Raw genomic sequence first — 21177 nt, 5'->3', positions numbered from 1 at the left:
CCGCCCGGTTCAGGCGTCGGCGGGCTCGGGGGCGGGGCGCGGCGCCGGGATCATGAGGGTGTGGCGCTCGTCGGGCGTCAGGCGCCGGAACACGCGCGTCCGGGCCCGCTCGACGAGCGCCGCGCCGTCGGTGACGACCTCCCAGACCCGGACCGTCCGGTCGCCGGAGGCGGTCGCGACGCGGGCGCCGTCGGACGACCACGCCACGTCCCAGATCTCGTCGTCGTGGACGGCCGCGACCGACAGCTCCCGGCCGTCCACCGCGTCCCAGAGCCGGACGGTCCGGTCGGCGGACGCGGTCGCCAGCACCCGGCCGTCCGGCGACCACGCCACCGACCACAGCCAGCCGTCGTGGCCGGACAGCACCGCCACCTCCGCGCCCTCCGCCGCGTTCCACACCCGTACCGCGCGGTCGCCGGAGAGGGCGGCGATGTGCGCGCCGTCCGGCGACCACGCCACGGCCCGGACGGCGCCCTGCGGCACGGTCAGCGCGGTGACCCGCAGGCCGGTCCGCGCCTCCCAGACCAGGACCGCTCCGTCCTGCGACCCGGTGGCGATCCGCTCGCCGTCGGGCGACCAGGAGACGGCGCGCACGGTGTCCTCGTGGCCGGTCAGTACGAGGGGCGCGGAGCCGTCCGGCGCCTGCACCCGTACGGTCCGGTCGTCGGACGCGCTGGCCAGCCGGGTGCCGTCGGGCGACCACGCCACCGCGCGCACCCAGTCCGCGTGCCCGTCGAGCACGTGCTCCTCGGCGCCGTCCGCCGCCCACACGCGGACGGTGCGGTCGCGGGACGCCGTCGCGAGGCGGGTGCCGTCCGGCGACCACGCCACGTCCCACACCTCGTCGCCGTGCCCGCTCAGCACCCGCGGGCCGCCTCCCGTACCGGCACCTCCCGTTCCGGCCGCATCCCAGATCCGGACGGTGCCGTCGTGCGAGGCGGACGCGATCCCGCCCGAAGACCAGTCGACCGCCGACACCGCGCGCCGGTGCCCGCGCATCACCGCGACCTCGGCGGCGCGCTCGGCGTCCCAGAACCGGACGGTGCGGTCGTTGGAGGCGGTCGCGAGGCGGGCGCCGTCCGGCGACCACGCCACCGCGCGCAGCGCCTCGGCGTGCCCGCGGAACACCGCCAGCTCGGTGCCCTCGGCGCTGGACCACAGCCGGATCGTCCGGTCGTGGGACGCGGTGGCGAGCCGCGCGCCGTCCGGCGACCACGCGACGGACCAGACGATGTCGGCGTGCCCGGTCAGCACCGGCCCGGACGCGCCGGTCGCCACGTCCCACACGCGCGCCGTGCGGTCGTAGGAACCGCTGGCGATGCGGGCGCCGTCGGGTGACCAGACGGCCGTGCGGACGGTGTCCTCGTGGCCCGCCAGCACGGCGGCCTCCCGGCCCTCGGCGACGTCCCAGATCCGGATGGTGCGGTCGTCGGACGCGCTGGCCAGCCGCGTCCCGTCCGGCGACCACGCCACGTCGCGGACCCAGCCGTCGTGGCCGCTGAGCGTGGCCGTGGCGGTGCCGTCCGCCGGGTCCCAGACGCGGACGTCGCCGTCGCGGGAAGCGGAGGCGAGCCGGGTGCCGTCCGGCGACCAGGCCACGCCCCACACCATGTCGCCGTGACCGCGCAGCAGCGCGACCCGGGTGCGGGCGGCCGTGTCCCAGACCCGGACCGTTCCGTCGTCGGACGCGGACGCGAGCCGCTGCCCGTCCGGGGACCACGCGATGCCGACGACCGGGGCCTCGTGCCCGCGCAGCACCGCGACCTCGCCGCCCGCCGCGTCCCACACGCGGATCGTCCGGTCCGAGGACGCCGTCGCGACCCGGGCGCCGTCCGGCGACCACGCCACCGCCCAGACCCGGTCCTCGTGGCCGCGCAGCACGCCCCGCACCCGCGACACCGCGAGCGCCGCCGACAGCGCCCGGCGGGCCAGCGGCGTCGGCGCGCACTCCTCGTGCGCGGCCAGCGCGAGCAGCAGGCTGTGCTCGGGGTCGGTGCGGAACCCGGTGAGCGCCTGCCGGGCGATCGAGTCGGCGAGCCGCCGCATCGCGACCCCGTCGGACCGGTGCGAGATCTCCACGAACTCGGTGACCAGCGGCTCGGCGGCGGCGAGCCCCTCGGCCTCGGCGAGCCACTTGCGCGCCGCCGCGAGCCGCTCGCCGCGCAGCAGGTACGCCTCCTGGCGGCCGTAGCGGTCCCACTCGGCGGCCCACTGCGCGAGGTCGGCGAGGCGGCGCAGCGTCTCGGCGTGCAGCGCGATCGTCTGCCGCAGCGGCGCCCACGCCGAGAACAGCGCCTCGTGCGAGACGTCGAAGACGGCCTGGTCGCCGTCCTCGCCGCTGGTGCACAGCCGCTCCCGGACGAACGCGTCCACGACCAGGCGGCCCGCGGCGTCCAGCTCGCCCGCGCGCACCCGGCGGCGCGTCGGCCGCCCCTCGGTGAACCGCACGAACCGCAGCAGCGTCTCCAGCACCGGCGGCGCCGGCTCCAGCGCCTCCAGCTCGCGCATCACCCGGTCGGCGCGGCGGGTCAGGGCGCCGTCGACGCCGCCCGTCCGGCGGTAGTGCTCGGCGGTGATGGTGCCGTCCCGCCCGACCCGCAGGTACAGCTCGTGCAGCAGGTAGGCGAGCAGCGGGAGCGCCGTCCCGTCGCCGGTGTCGTCGGCCATCTGCGCGACCAGCTCCGGCGGCTCGAACGCGATGCCCGCCCGCTCCGCCGGCTCCCGGATCACCGTCCGCAGCGCCGCCCGGTCGAGCGCAGTCACCGTGAACGGATGCCGGAACAGCACGGCGTGCTCGCCGCTCAGGAACGGGGTGAGGAACTCGGCGCGGAACACCAGCACGACCCACAGCCTCGGGTCGGCGTCGAGCGCGTCCCGCAGCATCCCGAGGAACGCGCGGCTCCGCTCCGGGTCGGTGAGGGTCAGCAGCTCCTCGGCCTGGTCGACCGTGACCAGCAGCGACCGGCTCCGCCGGCCGCGGCGCAGCGCGTCGAGGTGGCGGCGCAGGTCACCGGGGCGGTCGCGCAGGTCCGCGGCGATCCGCTCGGCGTCGCCGAGCGCGCCGGCCGCGTCCGCGAGCGCGTAGCCGAGGCACCGGAACGGGTCGTCCTCGGGGGTCAGCGGCGGCAGCACGATCCATCCCCGCTGCTGCCGGAGCCGGGGCAGCACCCCGGCGTGCAGCAGCGACGACTTCCCGACCCCGGACGGCCCGGTCACCGCGACGGCCCGCACCGTGCCGCCGGGCCGGGCCGCGCCGCCCGGCCGCAGCCGCTCCAGCAGCTCGTGGACCTCCGCGTCGCGGCCGAAGAAGACGCCGTCGTCCTCCTCGGTGAACGCGTCAAGACCCGGGTAGGGCGACCGGTCGGCCTGCCACACCGGGCGCGCGAGGGCCCGCCGCTCCTGCGCCTTCTCCCAGGCCAGGACGAGCGGGATCAGCAGCATGCACAGCACGATGACCGGCAGCGCCCACTCCTGCACCGCGTGGGTGGTCTGCGGGGAGACCTGCAGGGCCAGGCCCAGCAGCGCCACCAGCAGGATCATCAGGTATCCGGGAAACACTGGACCCCGCTGACGCCCCATCCGCCGCCCTCCGGCCCCGAGTTCGATGATCACCCGACCCCGCCATGCTACTTGCGGGCCGCGCCGCCGCCGGGCGGCGAAAGGGCGGGACCCCGGCGAAATGCTGGGCCCCGTACGGACATGTGAGGGATGTCAGATGCCCACCGCCGCGCTCCGGCGCGCGCGACGAGAGGAGCGGGATTGCCATCCCCTTTCGACGATCCGCCCGATGACCGGCGGCGCCGCTTCGAGGAGATCTACGCGGCCCACCGGGCGCAGATCCTCGGCTACGCGATGCGCCGCACCGCCGACCCGCAGGACGCGGCCGACGTCCTCGCCGAGACGTTCCTGACGGCGTGGCGGCGGCTCGACGACGTCCCGCCGGACGGGCGGGCGCGGCTGTGGCTGTACGGGACGGCGCGCCGGGTGCTCGCCAACCACCACCGGGGCGAGCGCCGCCGGTCCGCGCTGGCCGCCGACCTCGGCGCCCGGCTCCGCACCGCCCCCGACGCCCCCGACGCGGCGGGCCTCGCCGACGTCGCCGCCGCGTTCCGCGCCCTGCCGGAGCGCGACCGGGAACTGCTGTCCCTGGTCGGCTGGGAGGGCCTCGACCACGGCGAGATCGCGACCGTCCTCGGCTGCTCCCGCAACGCCGTGCGGATCCGCCTGCACCGCGCCCGCCGCCGGTTCGCCCGCGCGCTGGCCGGCGCGGAAGCGTCCGCCCGTCCCGCCGCGGACGCGTCCGCCCGGCCCGCCGCCGACGCGCCCGTCCTGCCCGCCGCCGCGCGCATCCCGAACGGAGAACACGCATGAACCGCGACACCGCCACCAAGGACGCCGACGCCCGGATCGCCGGGCTCGCCACCGTCACCGACGCCCAGGCCGCGCGGCTGCTGCCGGACGACGCCGCCGCCGACCTGGCCGGACGCATCACCGCCGCCGCCCCCGGCCCCGCACCGGCGGCGCCCCGCAGGCGGCGCTCACCGCTGCTGGTCTTCGGCCTCCCCCTCGCCACGGCGGGCGCGGCCTGCGCCGCCGTCGCGGTCGCCGCCCTGCCCTCCGGCGGCGGCGGGCCGGCCCCTGCGCCGTCCGCCGCCACCGCGAAGCCGAACCCGAACGTCTCCCTCGTGGCGGCTCTGTCCTTCACGCGCAAGGGCGGCTACATCGACGTGAAGGTCCGCGACCCGCTCGCCGACCCGCAGCGGTACCGGGAGGAGTTCGCCCAGCACGGCCTCAAGGTCAAGCTGTCGTTCGTGGCCGGGTCGCCGTCCATCGTCGGCACCGTCGTCATGATGGACACGAGCGAAGGCACCAAGCCGGACGACCTCAAGACCATCACCGCGAAGGGCGAGTGCGAGACCGGCGGCGGGGGCGACGTCTGCCCTGTCGGCGTCCGCGTCCGCACCAGCTACAAGGGCACGGCCGCGATCGTGTTCGCGCGGGCCGCCCGTCCCGGCGAGCAGTACAACAGCAGCGCGCCGGTCACCGCGCCGGGCGAGGCCATGCACGGCATGACCTTCCGGGGCCACCGCGTGGGCGAGGTGCTGGCCGCCCTGAAGAAGCGACACGTCTCGGTGCCCGAGTACCGCTACATGGACGGCAACGAGAGCAAGACCCTGTACCCGGGCCAGGTCCCGGACTCGTGGTACGTCCACGACGCGGTCCCCTGGGCCAAGGGCCAGGTCCTCCTGTTCGTGGGCAAGACCCCCAAGGAGCAGCCCGCATCGGTCCAGGCCCCTCCCAGCCAGGGCCCCACCGGCTGACGGCTCAGTCGCCCCGGCTGAGGGCGAGAGCGTCGATGACCGCGTAGGCGCCGGTGATCGACACCAGCCCGGCCGCCGCACCGCGGGGCACATCGCCGCGGGCCAGATGGACCAGGCCCGCGGCGGTGTCGCAGGCGTCCACCAGCAGGCAGAGCCGCCGCCACCGGCGCCGCGCCGCCGGGTCGCTCATCAGGTAGCCGGCGCCGAGCGCGACGGCGCGGCTACCGAAGACCCGGATCAGGTACCGGAGCTCGGGGGTGTCCCGCGAGCCCATGCCCGCCAGCCTCACGTTGAGGCCGGGCGCGGCGAGCGCCAGCGCCCCCCAGGCGACCCGGCCGCCCGCCAACATCTCCATCGCGCGTTCCATGCCGCCGACCCTGCCAGGGCCGGCGGCATGGGGCGATTACCTCGGAGGTAGCGGCGCTACCCGGCGTCCCGCAGCGACTCGCGGACGGTCATCAGGGCGAAGCCGAGGAGGTTCTCGCCGCGCCAGGACGCGACCTGCTCGGCGCGGGGATCGTCGGCGGCGAGGCCGATGCCCCAGACGCGGTCGAGGGGGCTCGCCTCGACCAGGACGCGGTCGCCGGTGCCGAGGAGGTAGTCGCGCAGTTCCCCGTGCTGCCCGAACTTCGCCTCGTTGGCCCGTGTGACTATCGCCACACGATGGTTCCGCCATGTTTCCTCGTCGAAGTTCCGCACGCGGCGGCCGAGGTCTTTCGCGCGGCGGGGATGGGACGCGGCGATGACCGCGGCGGCCGTTTCCTCATCGCCGAACAGGCGGGCTTTCCCCGCCATCATGTAGTGCTCCGCCGTCTGATAGGTGACGCCGTCCACGGTGAAGGGGGACGGCCACCACTGGCTGAGATAGCCCCGGCCAGGGGTCCGATGGCCCCAGAAGAACAGGAACTTCAGGCGGGCGCGCTCGTTCTGCATGCGGGCCAGTTCGGCTGCGTCCATGGCAGAAGCGTGCCAGGACGGGGGCGCGGCGGCCATCCGGTTTTCCGCTGCCGGGAATGGATCGGCAATTCCCGGCGTTACGCATCCCGCCGCGTCCCTGCTCGGGGGAGGGACGCGGTCTAGACCATTTTGCGAAAGCGGGCCGGTGGCCGGGACCATTTGCTGATTACGCCCCGGCTCGAACTGGGAGGACTGCAGAACCGATGGAGAACGCCCTGGCGAACCCTCGTCGCACGAAGATCGACTCGTGGCCGGAGCGGCGGCCGGTGGACGCGGACGCGGAGCGTCCCGCCGAGGCCGAGGCCGGCGAGGATCTCGCGGCACGCTGATCAGCGCATAGATCGGGAACCCGTCCGGTGGAACCGGGCGGGTTCTTCGCGTCCCGGCCCCCTCTTTCAGCTGCTCAGCGGGGCGCGGCGGTGCTGGCGCGCAGCGCGACCTCGCCCGCGACGCGCTCGATGCGGCTGCGGCGGGCCGAGGGCTCGCGCAGGGCGAGCCCCATGACGCGCTCCCCCATCGTCTCCAGCGGCAGCGCGACGGTGGTGAGCGGCGGGGTCAGGTCGCGGACGATCGGGATGTCGTCGAAGCCCGCGAGGGAGAGGTCGCCGGGGACCGACAGGCCGTGGTCGCGGAAGGCGGCCAGGGCGCCGATCGCCATCACGTCGGTGACGGCGAACACGCAGGTGGGCCGGGTAGGGCGGCGCAGCAGCTCGGTCGCCGCCGCGTAGCCGCCGTCGCGGGTGAACGCGGCCTCCACGATGTGCTCGGCCGGGATCCGTACGCCCGCGTCGGCGAGCGCGTCGGCGAAGCCGCCGAGCCGGTCGGAGACGGTGGTCAGGGCACGCGGCCCGGTCAGCACGCCGAAGTCGCGGTGGCCGAGGTCGAGCAGCGCGCGGGCGAGGGCGGCGGCCCCCTCCCGGTTCTGCGGCAGCACGGCGTCGACCTTCAGGCTGCGGTGCCGGCTGAGCACGGCGACGCGGCCGCCGGTGCGCTGGTAGGGGTCGAGCTCGGCGGCCATCGAGCGCTCCCAGTCGCGGTCCTCGAAGCCGGAGCCGATCAGCAGGATCGCGCGGGCCCGCTGGGCGCGCAGCATCGCCACGTACTCGATCTCGCGGGCCGGGTCGCGGAACGTGCTGGCGAGCATCACCAGCATCCCGTGGTCGGCGGCGGTGCGCATCACGCCGCGGGCGACGGCGGCGAAGTAGGGGTCGCTGACGTCGTGGCAGATCACCCCGACGGACGTGCTGGACGCGCTGGCCAGCGCCTGCGCGTGCGCGTTCGGGGTGTAGCTGAGCCGCCCGGCGGAGGCGAGCACGCGCTCGCGGAGGTCGGCGCGGACCTGGGAGGTGCCGTTCAGGACGCGGGACGCGGTGGCGAGGGAGACGCCCGCGTCGCGGGCCACGTCCTGCAGGGTCACGTAGGCCCGGCCGGAGCGCTCCTCCTCGGCCGCTTCGGTCATCAACGCCCCCTCCGCCGACGCCGCCCGGCGCGGCGGGTCCCGGCGAAGACCCTCTTGACCGCGGTGCGCGTCGCTTCCTACGGTACATCAGAAAGCGCTTTCTGAACGCGCTTTCACAGGCACCCGTCCCGGAGGACCCCATGGTGAGTCAGGGCACGACGACCGCGCCGTCCCCAGCGGACGCGCCCGGCGTCGTCGAACGCGGCCGGCCCGGCGCCGGCGAGCGGCTGCGCGACGGCCTGGAGCGGTCGTGGCGGCCGGTCGCGCTGCTGCTGGCGTGCTTCGCGGCCTGGTGGGCCGTCAGCGCGTTCAAGCTGGTCGAGGAGTACCTCGTCCCCTCGCCCGGCGCGACGCTGCGGCTGATGGGCGACAAGTGGGGCTACATCTGGCACCACACGTGGGTCACCACGTACGAGACCCTGATCGGCTTCGCGCTCGCGGTGCTCATCGGGGTCGCGGCCGCGGTGGTCATGGTGTACTCGGCGACGGTCGAGCGCACCCTCTACCCGATCCTGCTGTTCGCACAGGTCATCCCGAAGATCGCGATCGCCCCGCTGTTCGTGGTGTGGCTCGGCTTCGGCATCGGCCCCAAGATCGTCGTCGCGGTGCTGATCGCGTTCTTCCCGGTGGTGATCTCCATGGTGGCCGGGCTGAAGGCAGTGGACCCGGAGATGCTGGAGCTGTCGGCCACGATGGGCGCGAGCCGGCTGGCCACGTTCGCCAAGATCCGGCTGCCCGCCTCGCTGCCGCACCTGTTCTCCGGCCTGAAGGTCGCGGTCACCCTCGCCGTCACCGGCGCCGTGGTCGGCGAGTTCGTCGGCGCGAACGAGGGGCTCGGCTACGTGATCCTGCAGGCCAACGGCAACCTCGACACCCCGATGCTGTTCGCCGGGCTGCTGGTCATGTCGGCCATCGGCGTCGTGCTGTTCGTCGTCGTCGAGGTCGCGGAGAAGCTCCTGCTGCCGTGGCACGCCAGCCGCCGCGGCGAAGCCGTCACCACCACCTACTGACCCCCCCGCCGCAACTCCACCCCACAACGGAGGGCCGTCCGACATGAAACTCCGCACTCTCGCCATCGCCGTCCTCGCCCCGGTCGTGGCGTTCGCCGGGACCGCCTGCGGCGGGGACTCCGGGGAGACCACCAGCGCCTCGGGCAAGAAGCTGACCAAGGTCACGCTGACCCTGAACTGGTACCCCTACGGCGAGCACGCGCCGTTCTACTACGGCAAGAAGAAGGGCATCTACGAGAAGCACGGCATCGACCTGGAGATCAAGGCCGGGCAGGGCTCGCAGAAGACCGTCCAGGCGGCCGCCGCCGGGCAGACCGACTTCGGCTGGGCCGACACGCCCGCGCTGCTCGCCGCCGTCGACAAGGGCATGCCGGTCAAGAGCATCGGGGTGTTCCTGCAGACCACGCCCGCGTCGGTGCAGTCGTTCACCGCGTCGGGGATCAAGCAGCCCGCCGACCTGAAGGGCAAGAAGATCGCCGGGACGGCCGGGGACGCGCTCGCCCGCACCTTCCCGGTGTTCCTGCAGAAGAACGGCATCGACCCGAAGGAGGTGCCCGTCCAGAACACCGACCCGGCCGGGAAGATGGCCGCGGTGCTGTCCGGCAAGACGGCCGGGCTGATGGGCTTCGCCAACGACCAGGGCCCCACGATGGCCGACAAGTCCGGCAATGACGTGTCGTACCTGCGGTACGCCGACTTCGGGCTGAACTTCTTCTCCAACGGCCTGATCGTCGGCGAGCGGAAGCTGAAGAGCGACGCCGACCTCGTCAAGAAGATGGTCGCGGCCACGAGCGAGTCGTGGACGGCGGCCGAGGGCGACCAGGCGGGCGCCGTCGCGAGCATGGCCGGCGCGTCCGAACAGCTCCCGCCGGAGAAGGTCATCACCGAGCAGTTCAAGACCACGCTGACCCTGCTGCACACCCCCGCGACGCAGGGCAAGGCTCCCGGCGTGAACGCCGAGGAGGACTGGAAGACGACGATCGCCACCTTCCACGAGGCCGGGGTCATCGAGAAGGCGCAGGCGCCGGCCGAGTACTGGCAGGCGTCGGCGGCGCCGCAGGCATGACGGGACGAGCGATGAAGACCATGAGCAAATCGGCGGCGCGAGCGGAGACCGGGCGGGAGACCGCCGTCAGCCTCGACGGGGTCGCGGTCCGGTTCCGCACCCGCAAGCGCGAGGTCACCGCCCTGCGCGAGGTGTCGCTGGACGTCGCGATGGGCGAGTTCGTCGCCATCGTCGGGCCGTCCGGCTGCGGCAAGTCCACCATGCTGAAGCTGGTCGCGGGCCTGCTGAAGCCGTCGTCCGGGAACGTTCTGCTGCGCGGCGACAAGGTCACCGGGCCGCGCCACGACATCGGCTACGTGTTCCAGCGCGCCGCGCTGCTGGAGTGGCGCAGCGCCCGCAAGAACATCCTGCTCCAGGCGGAGATGCGCAAGATGCCGGCCGAGCAGGCCCGCCGGCGCACCGCCGAGCTGATCGAGATGACCGGCCTGACCGGGTTCGAGGACGCGCTGCCGCACGAGCTGTCCGGCGGCATGCAGCAGCGGGTCGCGCTGTGCCGGGCGCTGCTGCACGAGCCGCCCGTCCTGCTGATGGACGAGCCGTTCGGCGCCCTCGACGCGCTCACCCGCGAGCAGCTCAACGTCGAGATGAACCGGATCTGGCGGGAGACGGGCACGACGATCCTGCTGGTCACGCACTCGATCGCGGAGGCCGCGTACCTGGCCGACCGGGTCGTGGTGATGAGCGACCGCCCCGGCACGATCGAGGAGGTCATCGACGTCGGCCTGCCCGCCGAGCGCGACTACGCCGCGACCATGGCACGCCCCGAGTTCGCCCGCGTCACGGGCCGCGTCCGAGGTCTGCTCGGCGCGGGTGCCGCGGCCGATTGACACACGACCACAGGTTGGGAAGGAACGGGATGGAACGCAGGTCCATCGGGATCGTCATGAACGGCGTCACCGGCCGGATGGGGTACCGCCAGCACCTCCTCCGCTCGATCCTCGCGATCCGCGAGCAGGGCGGGGTGCGCACGGGCGACGGCACCGTGCTGTGGCCCGAGCCGGTGCTCGTCGGGCGCAGCGAGGCCAAGCTGCGCGACCTCGCGGAGCGGCACGGGCTGACCGCGTGGACGACGGACCTGGCCGAGGCGCTGGCGCGCCCGGGCATCGACGTCTACTTCGACGCGCAGGTCACCGGCGCGCGGGTCGACGCGATCCGGGCGGCCGTCGCGGCGGGCAAGCACGTCTACACCGAGAAGCCGCTCGCCGAGGACCTGGAGGGCGCGCTCGCGCTGGCCCGGCTCGCGGACGAGGCGGGCGTGAAGCACGGCGTCGTCCAGGACAAGCTGTTCCTGCCGGGCCTGCTCAAGCTGAAGCGGCTGGTGGACGGCGGCTTCTTCGGCCGCATCCTGTCGGTGCGCGGCGAGTTCGGCTACTGGGTGTTCGAGGGCGACTGGCAGGAGGCGCAGCGGCCGAGCTGGAACTACCGGGCCGAGGACGGCGGTGGGATCATCCTCGACATGTTCTGCCACTGGCGGTACGTGCTGGACGGGGTGGTCGCGCCGGTCCGGTCCGTGCAGGCGCTCGGGGCGACGCACATCCCCGAGCGGGTGGACGAGGACGGCAAGCCCTACCAGGCGACCGCCGACGACGCCGCCTACGGCATCTTCGAGCTGGACGGCGGGATCGTCGCGCAGGTCAACTCGTCCTGGACGACCCGCGTGTTCCGCGACGAGCTGGTGGAGTTCCAGGTGGACGGGACGGAGGGGTCGGCGGTCGCCGGGCTGCGGCGGTGCCGCGTCCAGCACCGGTCGATGACGCCGAAGCCGGTGTGGAACCCCGACCTGCCCGCCACCGAGGACTTCCGCTCGCAGTGGCAGGAGATCCCGGACAACGCCGAGTTCGACAACGGGTTCAAGACCCAGTGGGAGATGTTCCTGCGGCACGTCGCGGGCGACGGCCCGTTCCCGTGGGACTTCTACGCGGGGGCGCGCGGGGTGCAGCTCGCCGAGCTGGGGCTGCGGTCCTGGCGGGAGGGCCGCCGCCTGGAGGTTCCGGAGCTGTGAAGATCGACCTGCCGGGCTCGCTCGCGCCCTACACGATGGGCGAGCCGCGCACCTACGAGCCGCCTCCGGGGCCGAGCACGGCGCGGGTCGCGTACGCCGCCGCGCACGTGGTGCCCGACCCGTCCGGCGACTCGCTCGACTGGGACACGACGCTGGCGTTCCGGCGGCACCTGTGGTCGTACGGGCTCGGCGTCGCGGAGGCGATGGACACCGCGCAGCGCGGCATGGGGCTGGACTGGGCGGCGACCCGCGAGCTCATCGTGCGGAGCAGTCGGGAAGCGCTTTCAGTCGGCGGCCGGATCGTCTGCGGCGCGGGCACCGACCAGCTGCCGCCCGGCCCCGCGACGCTGGAGGAGATCGTCGCGGCCTACACCGAGCAGCTCGCGGTGATCGAGTCGGCCGGGGCCGTCGCGGTGCTGATGGCGAGCCGCCACCTGGCCGCCGCCGCGCGCGGCCCGGAGGACTACGCCGACGTCTACGGGCGGCTGCTCGCGCAGGTGGAGCGGCCGGTCGTGCTGCACTGGCTGGGGCCGATGTTCGACCCCGCACTGGACGGCTACTGGGGCTCCCCCGACCTCGACGCGGCGGCCGACGCGCTGCTCGCCCTCATCGGCGAGCACGCGTCCCGGATCGACGGGGTGAAGATCTCGCTGCTGGACGCCGGCCGGGAGATCGCGTTCCGGCGGCGGCTGCCGCCCGGGGTGCGGCTCTACACGGGCGACGACTTCAACTACCCGGAGCTGATCAGGGGCGACGCCGAGGGGCACAGCGACGCGCTGCTCGGCATCTTCGACCCGATCGCGCCCGCCGCCGCCGCTGCCCTGCGGGCCCTGGACGGCGGTGACCTGGCCTCCTACGAGGAGATCTTCGCCCCGACCGTCCCGCTGTCGCGCCACCTGTTCGAGACGCCCACCTACTACTACAAGACCGGTGTGGTGTTCCTGGCCTGGCTGACCGGCCACCAGCGGCACTTCCGCATGGTCGGCGGGCTGGAGTCCGCGCGTCCGGTGCCGCACATGGTCCGCCTGTTCCAGCTCGCCGACGCCGCCGGGCTCTTCCCCGACCCCGGCCTGGCGGCGCACCGGATGCGGGCCTGGCTGACCGTCCAAGGAGCCGTATGACGAGCACGAGCCGTATGACGAGCACGAGCCGCGTGACGAGGTTCAGTCTCAACCAGTGGACGACCCGGCACTGGCCGCTGCCCGACCTGGCGGAAGGCTGCGTCGCGGCCGGTGTGACGGGTGTCGGCCTGTGGCGCGAGCCCGTCGCGGAGTACGGCTTGGCGCGCACCGGCAAGCTGATGCGCGACCACGGGCTCACGGTGACCTCCCTGTGCAGAGGCGGCTTCTTCCAGGAGCCGGACGCACTGGAGAACAACCGGCGCGCCATCGAGGAGGCCGCCGAACTGGGCGCACCGTCCCTGTGCCTGGTGAGCGGCGGCCTGCCGGACGGCTCCCGTGACCTGGACGGCGCGCGCGCACGCGTCGCCGACCTCCTCGCAGAGCTGGCGCCCTACGCGGGCGAGCACGGCGTGCAACTCGCGATCGAGCCGCTGCACCCGATGTACTGCTCCGACCGCTGCGTGGTCTCCACCCTCGCGCAGGCGCTCGACCTGGCCGCGCCGTTCCCGGCCGCCCAGGTCGGCGTCATGGTCGACACCTACCACCTGTGGTGGGACCCGGACGCCTGGACGGGCATCGCGCGCGCGGGCGCCGAGGGCCGGATCTCGCTGTTCCAGGTCGCCGACTGGGTGACGCCGCTGCCCGAGGGCGTCCTCACCGGGCGCGGCATGCTCGGCGACGGGTGCGTGGAGCTGCGGCGCTTCCGCGAGGCCGTGGACGCGACCGGCTACACCGGGCCGGTCGAGGTCGAGATCTTCAACGACGCGCTGTGGGCCATGCCCGGCGCGGAGGCGCTCACCCTCACGCTGGCGCGCTACGAGGAGCACGTCGCGTGACGTCCGCTCCGGCCCGCCCGCACACGTCCGGGGACGGGGGACGGACGTGGCGGGCGGCGTCCGGCGCCTGGCTCGGGATCGGCACGGCGCCGGGCGCGCTCGTCCTCGGCGCGCAGGTCGGCGGGCGGCACGGCGGCGCGCTGCCGCTGCTGGTCCTGGTGGCCGGCGGCACCGTCATGACGGTGCTGCTGCTCGCGCAGGGGCGGCTCGGCCTGCGCCCGCCCGCCGGGGAGGGCGCGGGCATGGCCGAGCTGGCGCCGCGCTACCTGCCGCCGGTCGCCGAGCGCGCGTTCACCGCGCTGCTCGCGGTCGCGATGGTCGGCTGGTTCGGGTTCAACCTCGGCCTGGGCGGCGCGGCGGCCGCGGCGCTCGGCGGCGTCCCGGACGCGGTGGGCGTCACGGCGCTGGCGGTCCCGCTGGTCGCGGTGCTGATCGCGGGCGGCGGGCGGTGGAACGCGATCGCGGTCGTGACCACGCTGACCGCGATCGCGCTGATCGCCATCGTCGCGGTGAAGCTGGCGCCGCCGGCGTCCCCGGTGTCGCTCGCGCGGGACGGGCCGCCGGGCGTCCTCGCCGCCGACCTCGCCGGATACATCGGGTACGTGTCGGTGTTCGCGGTGCGGGCCCCCGACTTCACGGTGGGCCTGCGCGGGCGCGGCGACCTCGCGGCGTGCGTCGCGCTGCTGGTCGTCCCGGCGCTCGCGGCCTCGGTCGTGGGCGCGGGGGTGGCGGCGGCGAGCGGCTCCACCGATGTCGTCGCCGTCCTGGCCGGGCCGGAGGGGCTGCCGGCCGCGAACCTGTTCGTGGCCGCGTCGGTCATCGCCCCGACGCTGGCGGCGGTGCACTCCGGGGCCCTCGCCGTCCGCCGCTTCCTTCCCGCCGAGGCGTCCGCCGATGGCCGGGGCGCCTTCCGGCTGCCGCGCTCGCGGCAGGCGGTGGCGGTGCTGGCCATCGCCGTGCCGGGCGCGGTGCTCGCCGCGCTGCGCGTCGACCGGATGCTGCTCGACTGGCTGACGGTGCTGGCCGCGGCGCTGCCCGCGCTCGTCCCGCCGATGGCGGCGGAGGCGGCGCGGCGGCGGCGCGGGCGGGAGGCGCGCCCCGTCGCCACCTGGATCTGGGCGCCGGGCGCCGCGGTGGCCGTGGCGCTCACCCTGGCCGGGTACGCGGCGGCGGCCCCCGCCGGGCTGCTCGTCTCCGCCGCCGGGACGCTCGCGCACGCGTGGCGGCGCCGGGTGCCCCGCGGGCCTCGGAAGGCGTGACCCGATGTGGACATGTGACAAGTCCGTAATTCGTCCTTGACGCCGGGCGGGGCCGGTCGTACGTTCGAGAAAGCGCTTCCAGAAAGCGCTTTCCTGCCCCGTACAACCCCCCTTTGGACGGCCGGAATGCATCGAAGACTCCCCTGGTGTCTCCTCGCACTCGCGGCGCTCCTGCTGCCCCTGCTCGCCGTACCCCCGGCGGCGCAGGCGCGGGACGACGCGCCGATCCTCGATCCGATCCCCGAAGACCCCGCCCCCTCCGGCCTCGGCCTCGTCCTGCAGGAGGTCGCGCAGCTCCCGCAGTCGAAGCCGTCCGGGACCCCCACCGACCCCCGGCTGATGCGGTGGAACCGCATCAACTACGTCGGCGAGGTCCCCGACCGGTCGGGCCGGCTGTACGTGCCCGACCTGAACGGCAAGCTGTACCTGCTGGACAAGAAGACCCGCACCCCGCACGTCTACCTGGACGTCGGCGCGACGTTCGCGCCCGACTTCTTCTCCCAGGCCGGGCTCGGGCAGGGCTTCGGGTTCGTGGCGTTCCACCCCGACTTCCGCCGGAACGGCAAGTTCTACACCGCGCACGTCGAGGCCGGGGACGCGCTGAAGACCAAGACGCCCGACCTCACGCCGCAGCCGAACACCGGCTACCACGGCGTCGTCGACGAGTGGACGGCGACCGACCCGAAGGCCGGCACGTTCTCCGGGACGCACCGCGAGCTCCTGCGCATCGGGTTCTCCGGCCGCATCCACAACCTCCAGCAGATCGACTTCAACCCCAACGCCCGTCCCGGCGACGCCGACTACGGCAAGCTCTACCTGACGGTCGGCGACGGCGGCAACGGCAACGTCGGCGACAACGGCGGCGACCCGCAGAACCTCGCCGTCCCGCAGGGCAAGATCCTGCGGATCGACCCGGCGGGGAACAACAGCGCGAACGGCAAGTACGGCGTCCCCGCCGACAACCCGTTCGCCGGGCAGCCCGGCAAGCTCGGCGAGATCTACGCCTACGGCTTCCGCGACCCGCACCGGTTCAGCTGGGACACCGGCGGCACGCACCGGATGTTCCTCGCGCACATCGGCGAGCACGAGATCGAGTCGATCCACGAGCTCTACCCCGGCGCCAACATCGGCTGGAGCGAGCGGGAGGGCGCGTTCACCTTCCGCAAGGACGACCGCTGCCACCTGTACCCGCTGCCGGCGGACGACGGCAAGTACGACTACGAGTACCCGCTCGCGGCCTACGACCACGACCCGCCGCCGGACTGGAACTGCAGCAGCGACGTCGGCCACGCCATCTCCGGCGGCTACGTCTACCGGGGCGCGAAGCTGCCCGCGCTGCGCGGCAAGTACCTGTTCACCGACATCGTCGACGGCCGGCTCATGTACACCGAAGAGTCGGAGATGAAGCACGACGCGTCCGGCAAGAACCGCGCGCAGATCTACGAGCTGGCCGCCTACGACACCACCGGCAAGCCCGTCACGATGCGGGAGCTGGCCGGTGACGAGCGCGTCGACCTGCGCTACGGCATGGACGCCGCGGGCGAGCCGTACCTGCTCGCCAAGGCCAACGGCAAGATCTGGAAGGTCGTCGGGACGAAGCGCGTCGCGTCCTGCAAGGCGGGCCCGGTCCAGGTCAAGCACGCGGCCGACGCCGGGAGCTGGGCGCCCGTCACACCGTCGAAGTGGGAGTTCACCGGTGGCGAGGTCGTCCTCGCCGAGGCCGGCGAGGAGCGGCCCGGCCCGCGCCGCCCGTTCGAGTACGCGGTGCTCACCAAGGGCCCGGTGCTCGGTTCGACGCGGATCGAGGCGCAGGTGCGGCTGGACACGCCGGTGCCGGTCAGCAACCGGGACGTCATCGTCGTCTTCGGCTACCAGGACGACACGCACTTCTACTACGCGCACCTGTCCAGCGACAACACCATCTACCCGCACAACGGGATCTTCCTGGTGAACGGCGCCGACCGGCAGCGCATCGACCAGCAGTGGAACGCGAACCGGTCGCACGGCGCGCCGCCGTCCATCACGGACGAGGCGTGGCACGGCGTCCGGGTGGACCGCTGCGCGGAGACCGGCGAGACCGCCGTCTACGTGGACGGCTCGTCCCGCCCGGTGTTCACGGCGCGCGACACGACCCTCGGCTCCGGCCGGGTGGGCTTCGGCTCGTTCGACAACATCGGCCGGCTCCGCGACCTGACGGTCCGCGGAACCCCGGCGAAGTAACGGCCTCCTCCGGGCGGGCGACGGGCCCCGGAGCCCGCCCGGAGGGCATCGAGGAGTGCCCATGCTGATTCGCCGCGGCCCCGCAGCGCTCGCCACCGTGCTGCTCGGCGCCTCCCTCACCGTCGCCGCCGCGCCCGCCCGGGCGTCCACCGGCGGCGTCTTCCCGCCCCTGCAGAAGAACCTGATCTCCTACTACGACTTCGAGCACCCGGTGCCGGGCGACCCGTCCCGCGAGGCCGACCGCGGCCGGTCCGGCACCGCGATCGACCTGATCAACGGCGGCGCCGCCATGCGGGTCAGGGACGGCGCGCGGCGGCACGCCATCCAGCTCAAGCAGGTGGACCCGGTCGCGAACGGGAACGACGACTGGAAGGCCGGGGTCTACTCGGCGACCGGGGTCCCGTCCCTGCACGCGTTCAACGCCGTCAAGGGCGCGACCCTGATGGGCTGGTTCAAGATGACCGGCACCAACCCCAGCCCCAACACCGTCACCGCGAACCCCGACGACGTGTACAACGCCATCGGGCTGTCGGGCCTGCTCACCGGCGACTCCGATGGGCACGGCGTGCGCGCCCTGCTGGAGGTCATCGACGTCTCCGGCACCCTGCGTGTCGTCGCGCTGGGCCGCCGCGTGGACGGGTCGAGCTCGCAGACGTTCGCGGCGAGCGACGACTGGCAGAACGTCCTCCCGCAGAACACGTGGGTGCACCTCGCCGCGACGTTCGACTACGACACGGGGCGGATGGCGCTCTACAAGAACGGGAAGCCGCTGCCAGGCTTCTACACCGTGGCGGGTGACCCGTGGGGCGTCGAGGGCGAGCCCGAGCCCGACGTCACGTCCGCCACCGACCCCCGCGGCATCAAGATCGGCGGGAGCTTCCCGCAGAACAACCTCGAACGGAACCCCTGCAACTGCCGCATGGACGGCCTGATGTTCCTCGACCGGGCCATCACCCCCAAGGAGGCCGCGATCCAGTACAAGTTCGCCCAGAAGTGACCCTCGCGCCGCCGGCGTCCGCTTCGTGCGGGCGCCGGCGGTTGCCTTCTACCGGCGGGTCATCTCCGCGCCGTCCTTCTGATCGGCCGTCTCCCGCTCGCCCGCCTGCTCGGCGTCCTGGGTCGCGGCCCACGTGCCCAGGAGGCGGAGCACCTCCTCGGACGGTGAGCCGGGGTCCGCCGCGTAGGCGTAGATCCAGCGTTCGCCGTCGTGCAGTTGCATGGCCTCGACCTGCAAGGTGAGGTCGCCGACGACGGGATGGCGGAACCGCTTCGGGCCCCGGCACGGCACCTCGACGTCGTGCTCGGCCCACCAGTTCCGGAACTCGGGGCTGGCGACGGACAGCTCGCCGACCAGCGCGTGCAGCCGCCCGTCGTTCGGGTAACGGCCCGCGGTCCGCCGCAGGACGCCGACGCTCACGCGCGCGTTCATCTCCCAGTCGACGTGGAGTTCGCGCGCCGCAGGCCGGAGGAACAGCCAGCGCGGGTGGCTGGACGCCTCGGACGGCATCGGTTCGAGCCCCACCAGCAGCGCCCGTCCCATGCGGTTCATCGCGTGGACGTCGCCGCGCGAGTCGATGACGATCGCGGGCACCCGGAGGCCGTCGAGCATCGTCCGCAGGCCCGCGTCGACGGGCGCGACGTGCAGCTCGCCGGTCCCGGTCTCCGCGGCGGCCGACCGGACGAGGCGGTGCAGGTGCAGCCGCTCGACCTCGGCCAGCCGCAGGGCGCGGGCGATCGCGTCGAGCACCTGGTCGGACGGCTGCAACGGCCGCCCCTGCTCCATGCGGGCGTAGTAGTCGAGGCTCACCGCGGCCAGCATCGCGACCTCTTCGCGCCGCAGTCCCGGGACCCGGCGGCGCCCGCCGGCCGGGAGGCCCACGTCCTCGGGCCGGACGCGCGCCCGCCGCGTGCGCAGGAACTCTCGCAGCTCACCGTTCTTGGCCATGCCTCCAACGGTAGGCAGCGGGAGCCCGACTTGGGTGGGTCTGTGCGTCCGAGGTTGGCGCCGTCACTGGTGAGGGCGCGGCACGGGCCGCAGGGTGGACCGCATGACCACCATCACTCGCACATCGGCTCTCGGAGACAAGACCGTGCGGCGCATCGGCTTCGGCGCGATGCAGCTCGCCGGACCCGGCGTGTTCGGCCCGCCGAAGGACCCGGACGCGGCCCGCGCGGTGCTGCGCCGCGCCGTCGAGCTCGGCGTCGACCACATCGACACCGCGCAGGTCTACGGGCCCGACGTCGTCAACGAACTGATCGCCGAGGCGCTGCATCCCTATCCGGACGGCCTCGTCATCGCCACCAAGGTCGGCGGCGCCCGCGACGGGCGCGGCGGCTGGGTCCGGGCGTCCCGTCCGGAGCAGCTCCGGGCGACCGTCGAGCGGGACCTGCGGACCCTGCGGCTCGACCGGATCGGCCTGGTGAACCTGCGCCTCCAGGTCGGGGGCCCCGAACCGGACGCCGTCGCGCTCGCCGAGCAGCTCGGTGCCCTGACCGACCTGCGCGACGAGGGGAAGCTCGACCTCATCGGCCTGTCGACGGTCCCGGCCGACATCGTCCAGGCCGCGCTGGAGACGACCCCGATCGCCGAGGTGCAGAACGCCTACGGCATCGCGAACCGCGCGGACGAGCCGGTCGTCGACCTGTGCCGCGAGAACGGCATCGCCTACGTCCCCTACTATCCGCTGGGCTCGGCGTTCACCGGCGGGCCCCGGGCGCTCGCCGCCGATCCGGCGATCGCGAAGGTGGCCGCGAAGCACGGCGCCTCGGCGTCGCAGATCGCGCTCGCCTGGCTGCTCGCCCACTACGACCGCATGCTGCTGATCCCGGGGACGAGCTCGATCGCCCACCTCGAAGAGAACCTGGCCGTCGACGCCATCGAGCTGGACGACGGCGACCTGGCCGTCCTGGACCGCGTCGCCCACGTCGCCGCACCGGGCTTCTGACGGGCGGCGGAACCGGCTAGCCGCAGAGGCGGGCCGTCTGGAGGGCTTCGTCGGTGGCGACCACCAGGGTGCCGTCCGGGGCCAGGGCCAGGTCGTTGACCGGGGCCGGGACCTTCACCCGATGGGACGGGGCGAGGGACGCGGCGTCCCAGGCGAGGATGATGCCGGGCTCGTCCCGGAGGGCGGCGGCGACCATGAGGCTGCCGTCGACGAGGGACGCCGCGACCCGGTCGCTTGGGCCCGGGGTCTCCAGGACGGCGAGCGCCTCGCCGTCCAGGCCGGTGACGCGCAGCCCGGCGGGCCCCGGCTGGACGAGGACGAGCCCGTCGGGGGACGGCGACAGCACCGCGTACCCGCCCGGCAGGGCGGCGATCTCCTCGCCGCGCTCGACGTCCAGGACGGTGACCCCGGCGTCGCCCGGCAGGCCGACGAGGGGGCCGGTGGCGGGCGCGGCGTGCAGGATCCAGCGGTCGATGGCCGTCCCGTGGCCGAGCCAGACGCTGGACTCGGTCAGCCGCTCGCCGGTGAGCGCGTCCCACACGGCCACGCTCGCGTCGCTGGCGGGACCGAAGACGGTGACGACGGCGGCGTGCCCGTGGTGGACGGTGAGGCCGAGAAGGTCGGGCTCGCCGTCGATCACCGCCTCATGGCCCGTCGCGAGGTCGTGGACGTGGACGCGGTCGCGGTACGTCCAGGCGACGGTGGGCGCGCCCGCGGGGACGCCGAACGCCCACGCGGCGGTGTCGGCGGGGAAGCCGGGGATCGGCGCGCCGAGCGCCGCGCCGGAGGCGAGGTCCCAGAGCTGACCCGCGTTCGCGCCCCGCGCCGCCAGGGACGCGAACGCCAGCGGCGCGCCCTCGGCGGTGACGGCGACGCCGTCGAAGCATCCTTGCGCCAGCGGCTCTGCCAGCACACTTTCCGGCATGCGACGGAGAGTAGGGCACCCGGACGGGCCGCTACCACGGACTTGCGGAAACTCGC

The 21177-nt window shown here is 74.2% G+C and carries 19 protein-coding genes; 13 read left to right on the top strand and 6 right to left on the bottom strand.

Features of this window, described 5'->3' with window-relative positions:
* Positions 1 to 9: 9 nt before the first annotated feature.
* Complete coding sequence (locus tag CHF16_RS30710) at positions 10 to 3540, bottom strand: nSTAND1 domain-containing NTPase (protein ID WP_179271772.1); 3531 nt, start codon at positions 3538 to 3540, stop codon at positions 10 to 12.
* A gap of 219 nt (positions 3541 to 3759) precedes the next feature.
* Between CHF16_RS30710 and CHF16_RS30705 the strand changes: the two genes are divergently transcribed.
* Positions 3760 to 4371 (top strand): RNA polymerase sigma factor, encoded by a 612-nt coding sequence (locus CHF16_RS30705; RefSeq protein WP_245869565.1) that lies wholly within the window; start codon positions 3760 to 3762, stop codon positions 4369 to 4371.
* Positions 4368 to 5321, top strand: a complete 954-nt coding sequence (locus CHF16_RS30700) for a hypothetical protein (RefSeq protein ID WP_089329646.1) — start codon at positions 4368 to 4370, stop codon at positions 5319 to 5321. Before CHF16_RS30705 ends, CHF16_RS30700 begins: the two co-directional genes overlap by 4 nt.
* A 4-nt stretch (positions 5322 to 5325) precedes the next feature.
* Here the strand turns inward: CHF16_RS30700 and CHF16_RS30695 are convergent, their stop codons facing one another.
* Both CHF16_RS30695 and CHF16_RS30690 read right to left on the bottom strand, forming a co-directional pair.
* Positions 5326 to 5688, bottom strand: coding sequence for a hypothetical protein (locus CHF16_RS30695; protein WP_089329645.1), 363 nt, complete (start codon positions 5686 to 5688; stop codon positions 5326 to 5328).
* A gap of 56 nt (positions 5689 to 5744) precedes the next feature.
* A complete protein-coding gene (locus CHF16_RS30690) occupies positions 5745 to 6278 on the bottom strand; it encodes a riboflavin biosynthesis intermediates N-glycosidase (protein ID WP_089329644.1) in 534 nt (177 codons plus the stop codon).
* A 203-nt stretch (positions 6279 to 6481) separates the two neighbouring features.
* Here CHF16_RS30690 and CHF16_RS41975 point away from each other — a divergent pair, with 203 nt between their 5' ends.
* On the top strand, positions 6482 to 6607 hold the full coding sequence (locus tag CHF16_RS41975) for a hypothetical protein (protein WP_281259416.1): 126 nt from the start codon (positions 6482 to 6484) through the stop codon (positions 6605 to 6607).
* A gap of 74 nt (positions 6608 to 6681) precedes the next feature.
* On the opposite strand, the gene CHF16_RS30685 is transcribed toward CHF16_RS41975, so the two are convergent.
* Positions 6682 to 7737 carry a LacI family DNA-binding transcriptional regulator gene (locus tag CHF16_RS30685; RefSeq protein WP_089329643.1) on the bottom strand — a complete coding sequence of 352 codons (1056 nt, stop codon included), beginning with the start codon at positions 7735 to 7737 and terminating at the stop codon, positions 6682 to 6684.
* Between the two features lie 140 nt (positions 7738 to 7877).
* Between CHF16_RS30685 and CHF16_RS30680 the strand changes: the two genes are divergently transcribed.
* The 9 genes from CHF16_RS30680 (at position 7878) to CHF16_RS30640 (ending at position 18248) form a co-directional block, all read left to right on the top strand.
* Positions 7878 to 8747, top strand: coding sequence for an ABC transporter permease (locus CHF16_RS30680; RefSeq protein ID WP_179271770.1), 870 nt, complete (start codon positions 7878 to 7880; stop codon positions 8745 to 8747).
* Between the two features lie 43 nt (positions 8748 to 8790).
* Positions 8791 to 9813, top strand: coding sequence for an ABC transporter substrate-binding protein (locus CHF16_RS30675; RefSeq protein ID WP_089329642.1), 1023 nt, complete (start codon positions 8791 to 8793; stop codon positions 9811 to 9813).
* Between the two features lie 20 nt (positions 9814 to 9833).
* Positions 9834 to 10640: an ABC transporter ATP-binding protein gene (locus tag CHF16_RS30670; protein WP_245869563.1), complete on the top strand. Its 807-nt coding sequence runs from the start codon at positions 9834 to 9836 to the stop codon at positions 10638 to 10640.
* Between the two features lie 29 nt (positions 10641 to 10669).
* Positions 10670 to 11815: a Gfo/Idh/MocA family protein gene (locus tag CHF16_RS30665; RefSeq protein ID WP_089329640.1), complete on the top strand. Its 1146-nt coding sequence runs from the start codon at positions 10670 to 10672 to the stop codon at positions 11813 to 11815.
* 35 nt (positions 11816 to 11850) lie between these two features.
* On the top strand, positions 11851 to 12936 hold the full coding sequence (locus CHF16_RS30660; RefSeq protein WP_245869578.1) for a dihydrodipicolinate synthase family protein: 1086 nt from the start codon (positions 11851 to 11853) through the stop codon (positions 12934 to 12936).
* 32 nt (positions 12937 to 12968) lie between these two features.
* Positions 12969 to 13772, top strand: coding sequence for a sugar phosphate isomerase/epimerase family protein (locus CHF16_RS30655; RefSeq protein WP_245869561.1), 804 nt, complete (start codon positions 12969 to 12971; stop codon positions 13770 to 13772).
* Positions 13769 to 15031, top strand: coding sequence for a purine-cytosine permease family protein (locus tag CHF16_RS30650; RefSeq protein ID WP_089329637.1), 1263 nt, complete (start codon positions 13769 to 13771; stop codon positions 15029 to 15031). Before CHF16_RS30655 ends, CHF16_RS30650 begins: the two co-directional genes overlap by 4 nt.
* A gap of 126 nt (positions 15032 to 15157) precedes the next feature.
* Entirely contained in the window at positions 15158 to 17251 is a 2094-nt protein-coding gene (locus CHF16_RS30645) for a PQQ-dependent sugar dehydrogenase (protein WP_179271769.1), read from the top strand.
* A 61-nt stretch (positions 17252 to 17312) separates the two neighbouring features.
* Positions 17313 to 18248, top strand: a complete 936-nt coding sequence (locus CHF16_RS30640; protein WP_089329636.1) for a LamG-like jellyroll fold domain-containing protein — start codon at positions 17313 to 17315, stop codon at positions 18246 to 18248.
* 48 nt (positions 18249 to 18296) lie between these two features.
* On the opposite strand, the gene CHF16_RS30635 is transcribed toward CHF16_RS30640, so the two are convergent.
* Positions 18297 to 19196 carry a helix-turn-helix transcriptional regulator gene (locus CHF16_RS30635; RefSeq protein WP_089329635.1) on the bottom strand — a complete coding sequence of 300 codons (900 nt, stop codon included), beginning with the start codon at positions 19194 to 19196 and terminating at the stop codon, positions 18297 to 18299.
* A gap of 103 nt (positions 19197 to 19299) precedes the next feature.
* On the opposite strand from CHF16_RS30635, the gene CHF16_RS30630 reads away from it, so the two are divergent.
* Positions 19300 to 20196, top strand: coding sequence for an aldo/keto reductase (locus CHF16_RS30630; protein ID WP_089329634.1), 897 nt, complete (start codon positions 19300 to 19302; stop codon positions 20194 to 20196).
* A gap of 16 nt (positions 20197 to 20212) precedes the next feature.
* Here CHF16_RS30630 and CHF16_RS30625 read toward each other — a convergent pair whose 3' ends face one another.
* Positions 20213 to 21121 (bottom strand): WD40 repeat domain-containing protein, encoded by a 909-nt coding sequence (locus tag CHF16_RS30625; protein ID WP_089329633.1) that lies wholly within the window; start codon positions 21119 to 21121, stop codon positions 20213 to 20215.
* Positions 21122 to 21177 lie beyond the last annotated feature (56 nt).

The organism is Actinomadura meyerae (assembly GCF_900188445.1).
GTDB lineage: Bacteria > Actinomycetota > Actinomycetes > Streptosporangiales > Streptosporangiaceae > Spirillospora > Spirillospora meyerae.
The sequence above is the reverse complement of the archived record's forward strand: the minus strand, read 5'-3'. Positions and strand labels throughout refer to the sequence as shown.

Coding starts and splice junctions, on each gene's coding strand:
- CHF16_RS30710 (WP_179271772.1), bottom strand. CDS start 3,540: ATGATCCTGCTGGTGGCGCTGCTGGGCCTGGCCCTGCAGGTCTCCCCG.
- CHF16_RS30700 (WP_089329646.1), top strand. CDS start 4,368: ATGAACCGCGACACCGCCACCAAGGACGCCGACGCCCGGATCGCCGGG.
- CHF16_RS30695 (WP_089329645.1), bottom strand. CDS start 5,688: ATGGAACGCGCGATGGAGATGTTGGCGGGCGGCCGGGTCGCCTGGGGG.
- CHF16_RS30690 (WP_089329644.1), bottom strand. CDS start 6,278: ATGGACGCAGCCGAACTGGCCCGCATGCAGAACGAGCGCGCCCGCCTG.
- CHF16_RS41975 (WP_281259416.1), top strand. CDS start 6,482: ATGGAGAACGCCCTGGCGAACCCTCGTCGCACGAAGATCGACTCGTGG.
- CHF16_RS30685 (WP_089329643.1), bottom strand. CDS start 7,737: ATGACCGAAGCGGCCGAGGAGGAGCGCTCCGGCCGGGCCTACGTGACC.
- CHF16_RS30680 (WP_179271770.1), top strand. CDS start 7,878: ATGGTGAGTCAGGGCACGACGACCGCGCCGTCCCCAGCGGACGCGCCC.
- CHF16_RS30675 (WP_089329642.1), top strand. CDS start 8,791: ATGAAACTCCGCACTCTCGCCATCGCCGTCCTCGCCCCGGTCGTGGCG.
- CHF16_RS30670 (WP_245869563.1), top strand. CDS start 9,834: ATGAGCAAATCGGCGGCGCGAGCGGAGACCGGGCGGGAGACCGCCGTC.
- CHF16_RS30665 (WP_089329640.1), top strand. CDS start 10,670: ATGGAACGCAGGTCCATCGGGATCGTCATGAACGGCGTCACCGGCCGG.
- CHF16_RS30660 (WP_245869578.1), top strand. CDS start 11,851: ATGGGCGAGCCGCGCACCTACGAGCCGCCTCCGGGGCCGAGCACGGCG.
- CHF16_RS30645 (WP_179271769.1), top strand. CDS start 15,158: ATGCATCGAAGACTCCCCTGGTGTCTCCTCGCACTCGCGGCGCTCCTG.
- CHF16_RS30640 (WP_089329636.1), top strand. CDS start 17,313: ATGCTGATTCGCCGCGGCCCCGCAGCGCTCGCCACCGTGCTGCTCGGC.
- CHF16_RS30635 (WP_089329635.1), bottom strand. CDS start 19,196: ATGGCCAAGAACGGTGAGCTGCGAGAGTTCCTGCGCACGCGGCGGGCG.
- CHF16_RS30630 (WP_089329634.1), top strand. CDS start 19,300: ATGACCACCATCACTCGCACATCGGCTCTCGGAGACAAGACCGTGCGG.
- CHF16_RS30625 (WP_089329633.1), bottom strand. CDS start 21,121: ATGCCGGAAAGTGTGCTGGCAGAGCCGCTGGCGCAAGGATGCTTCGAC.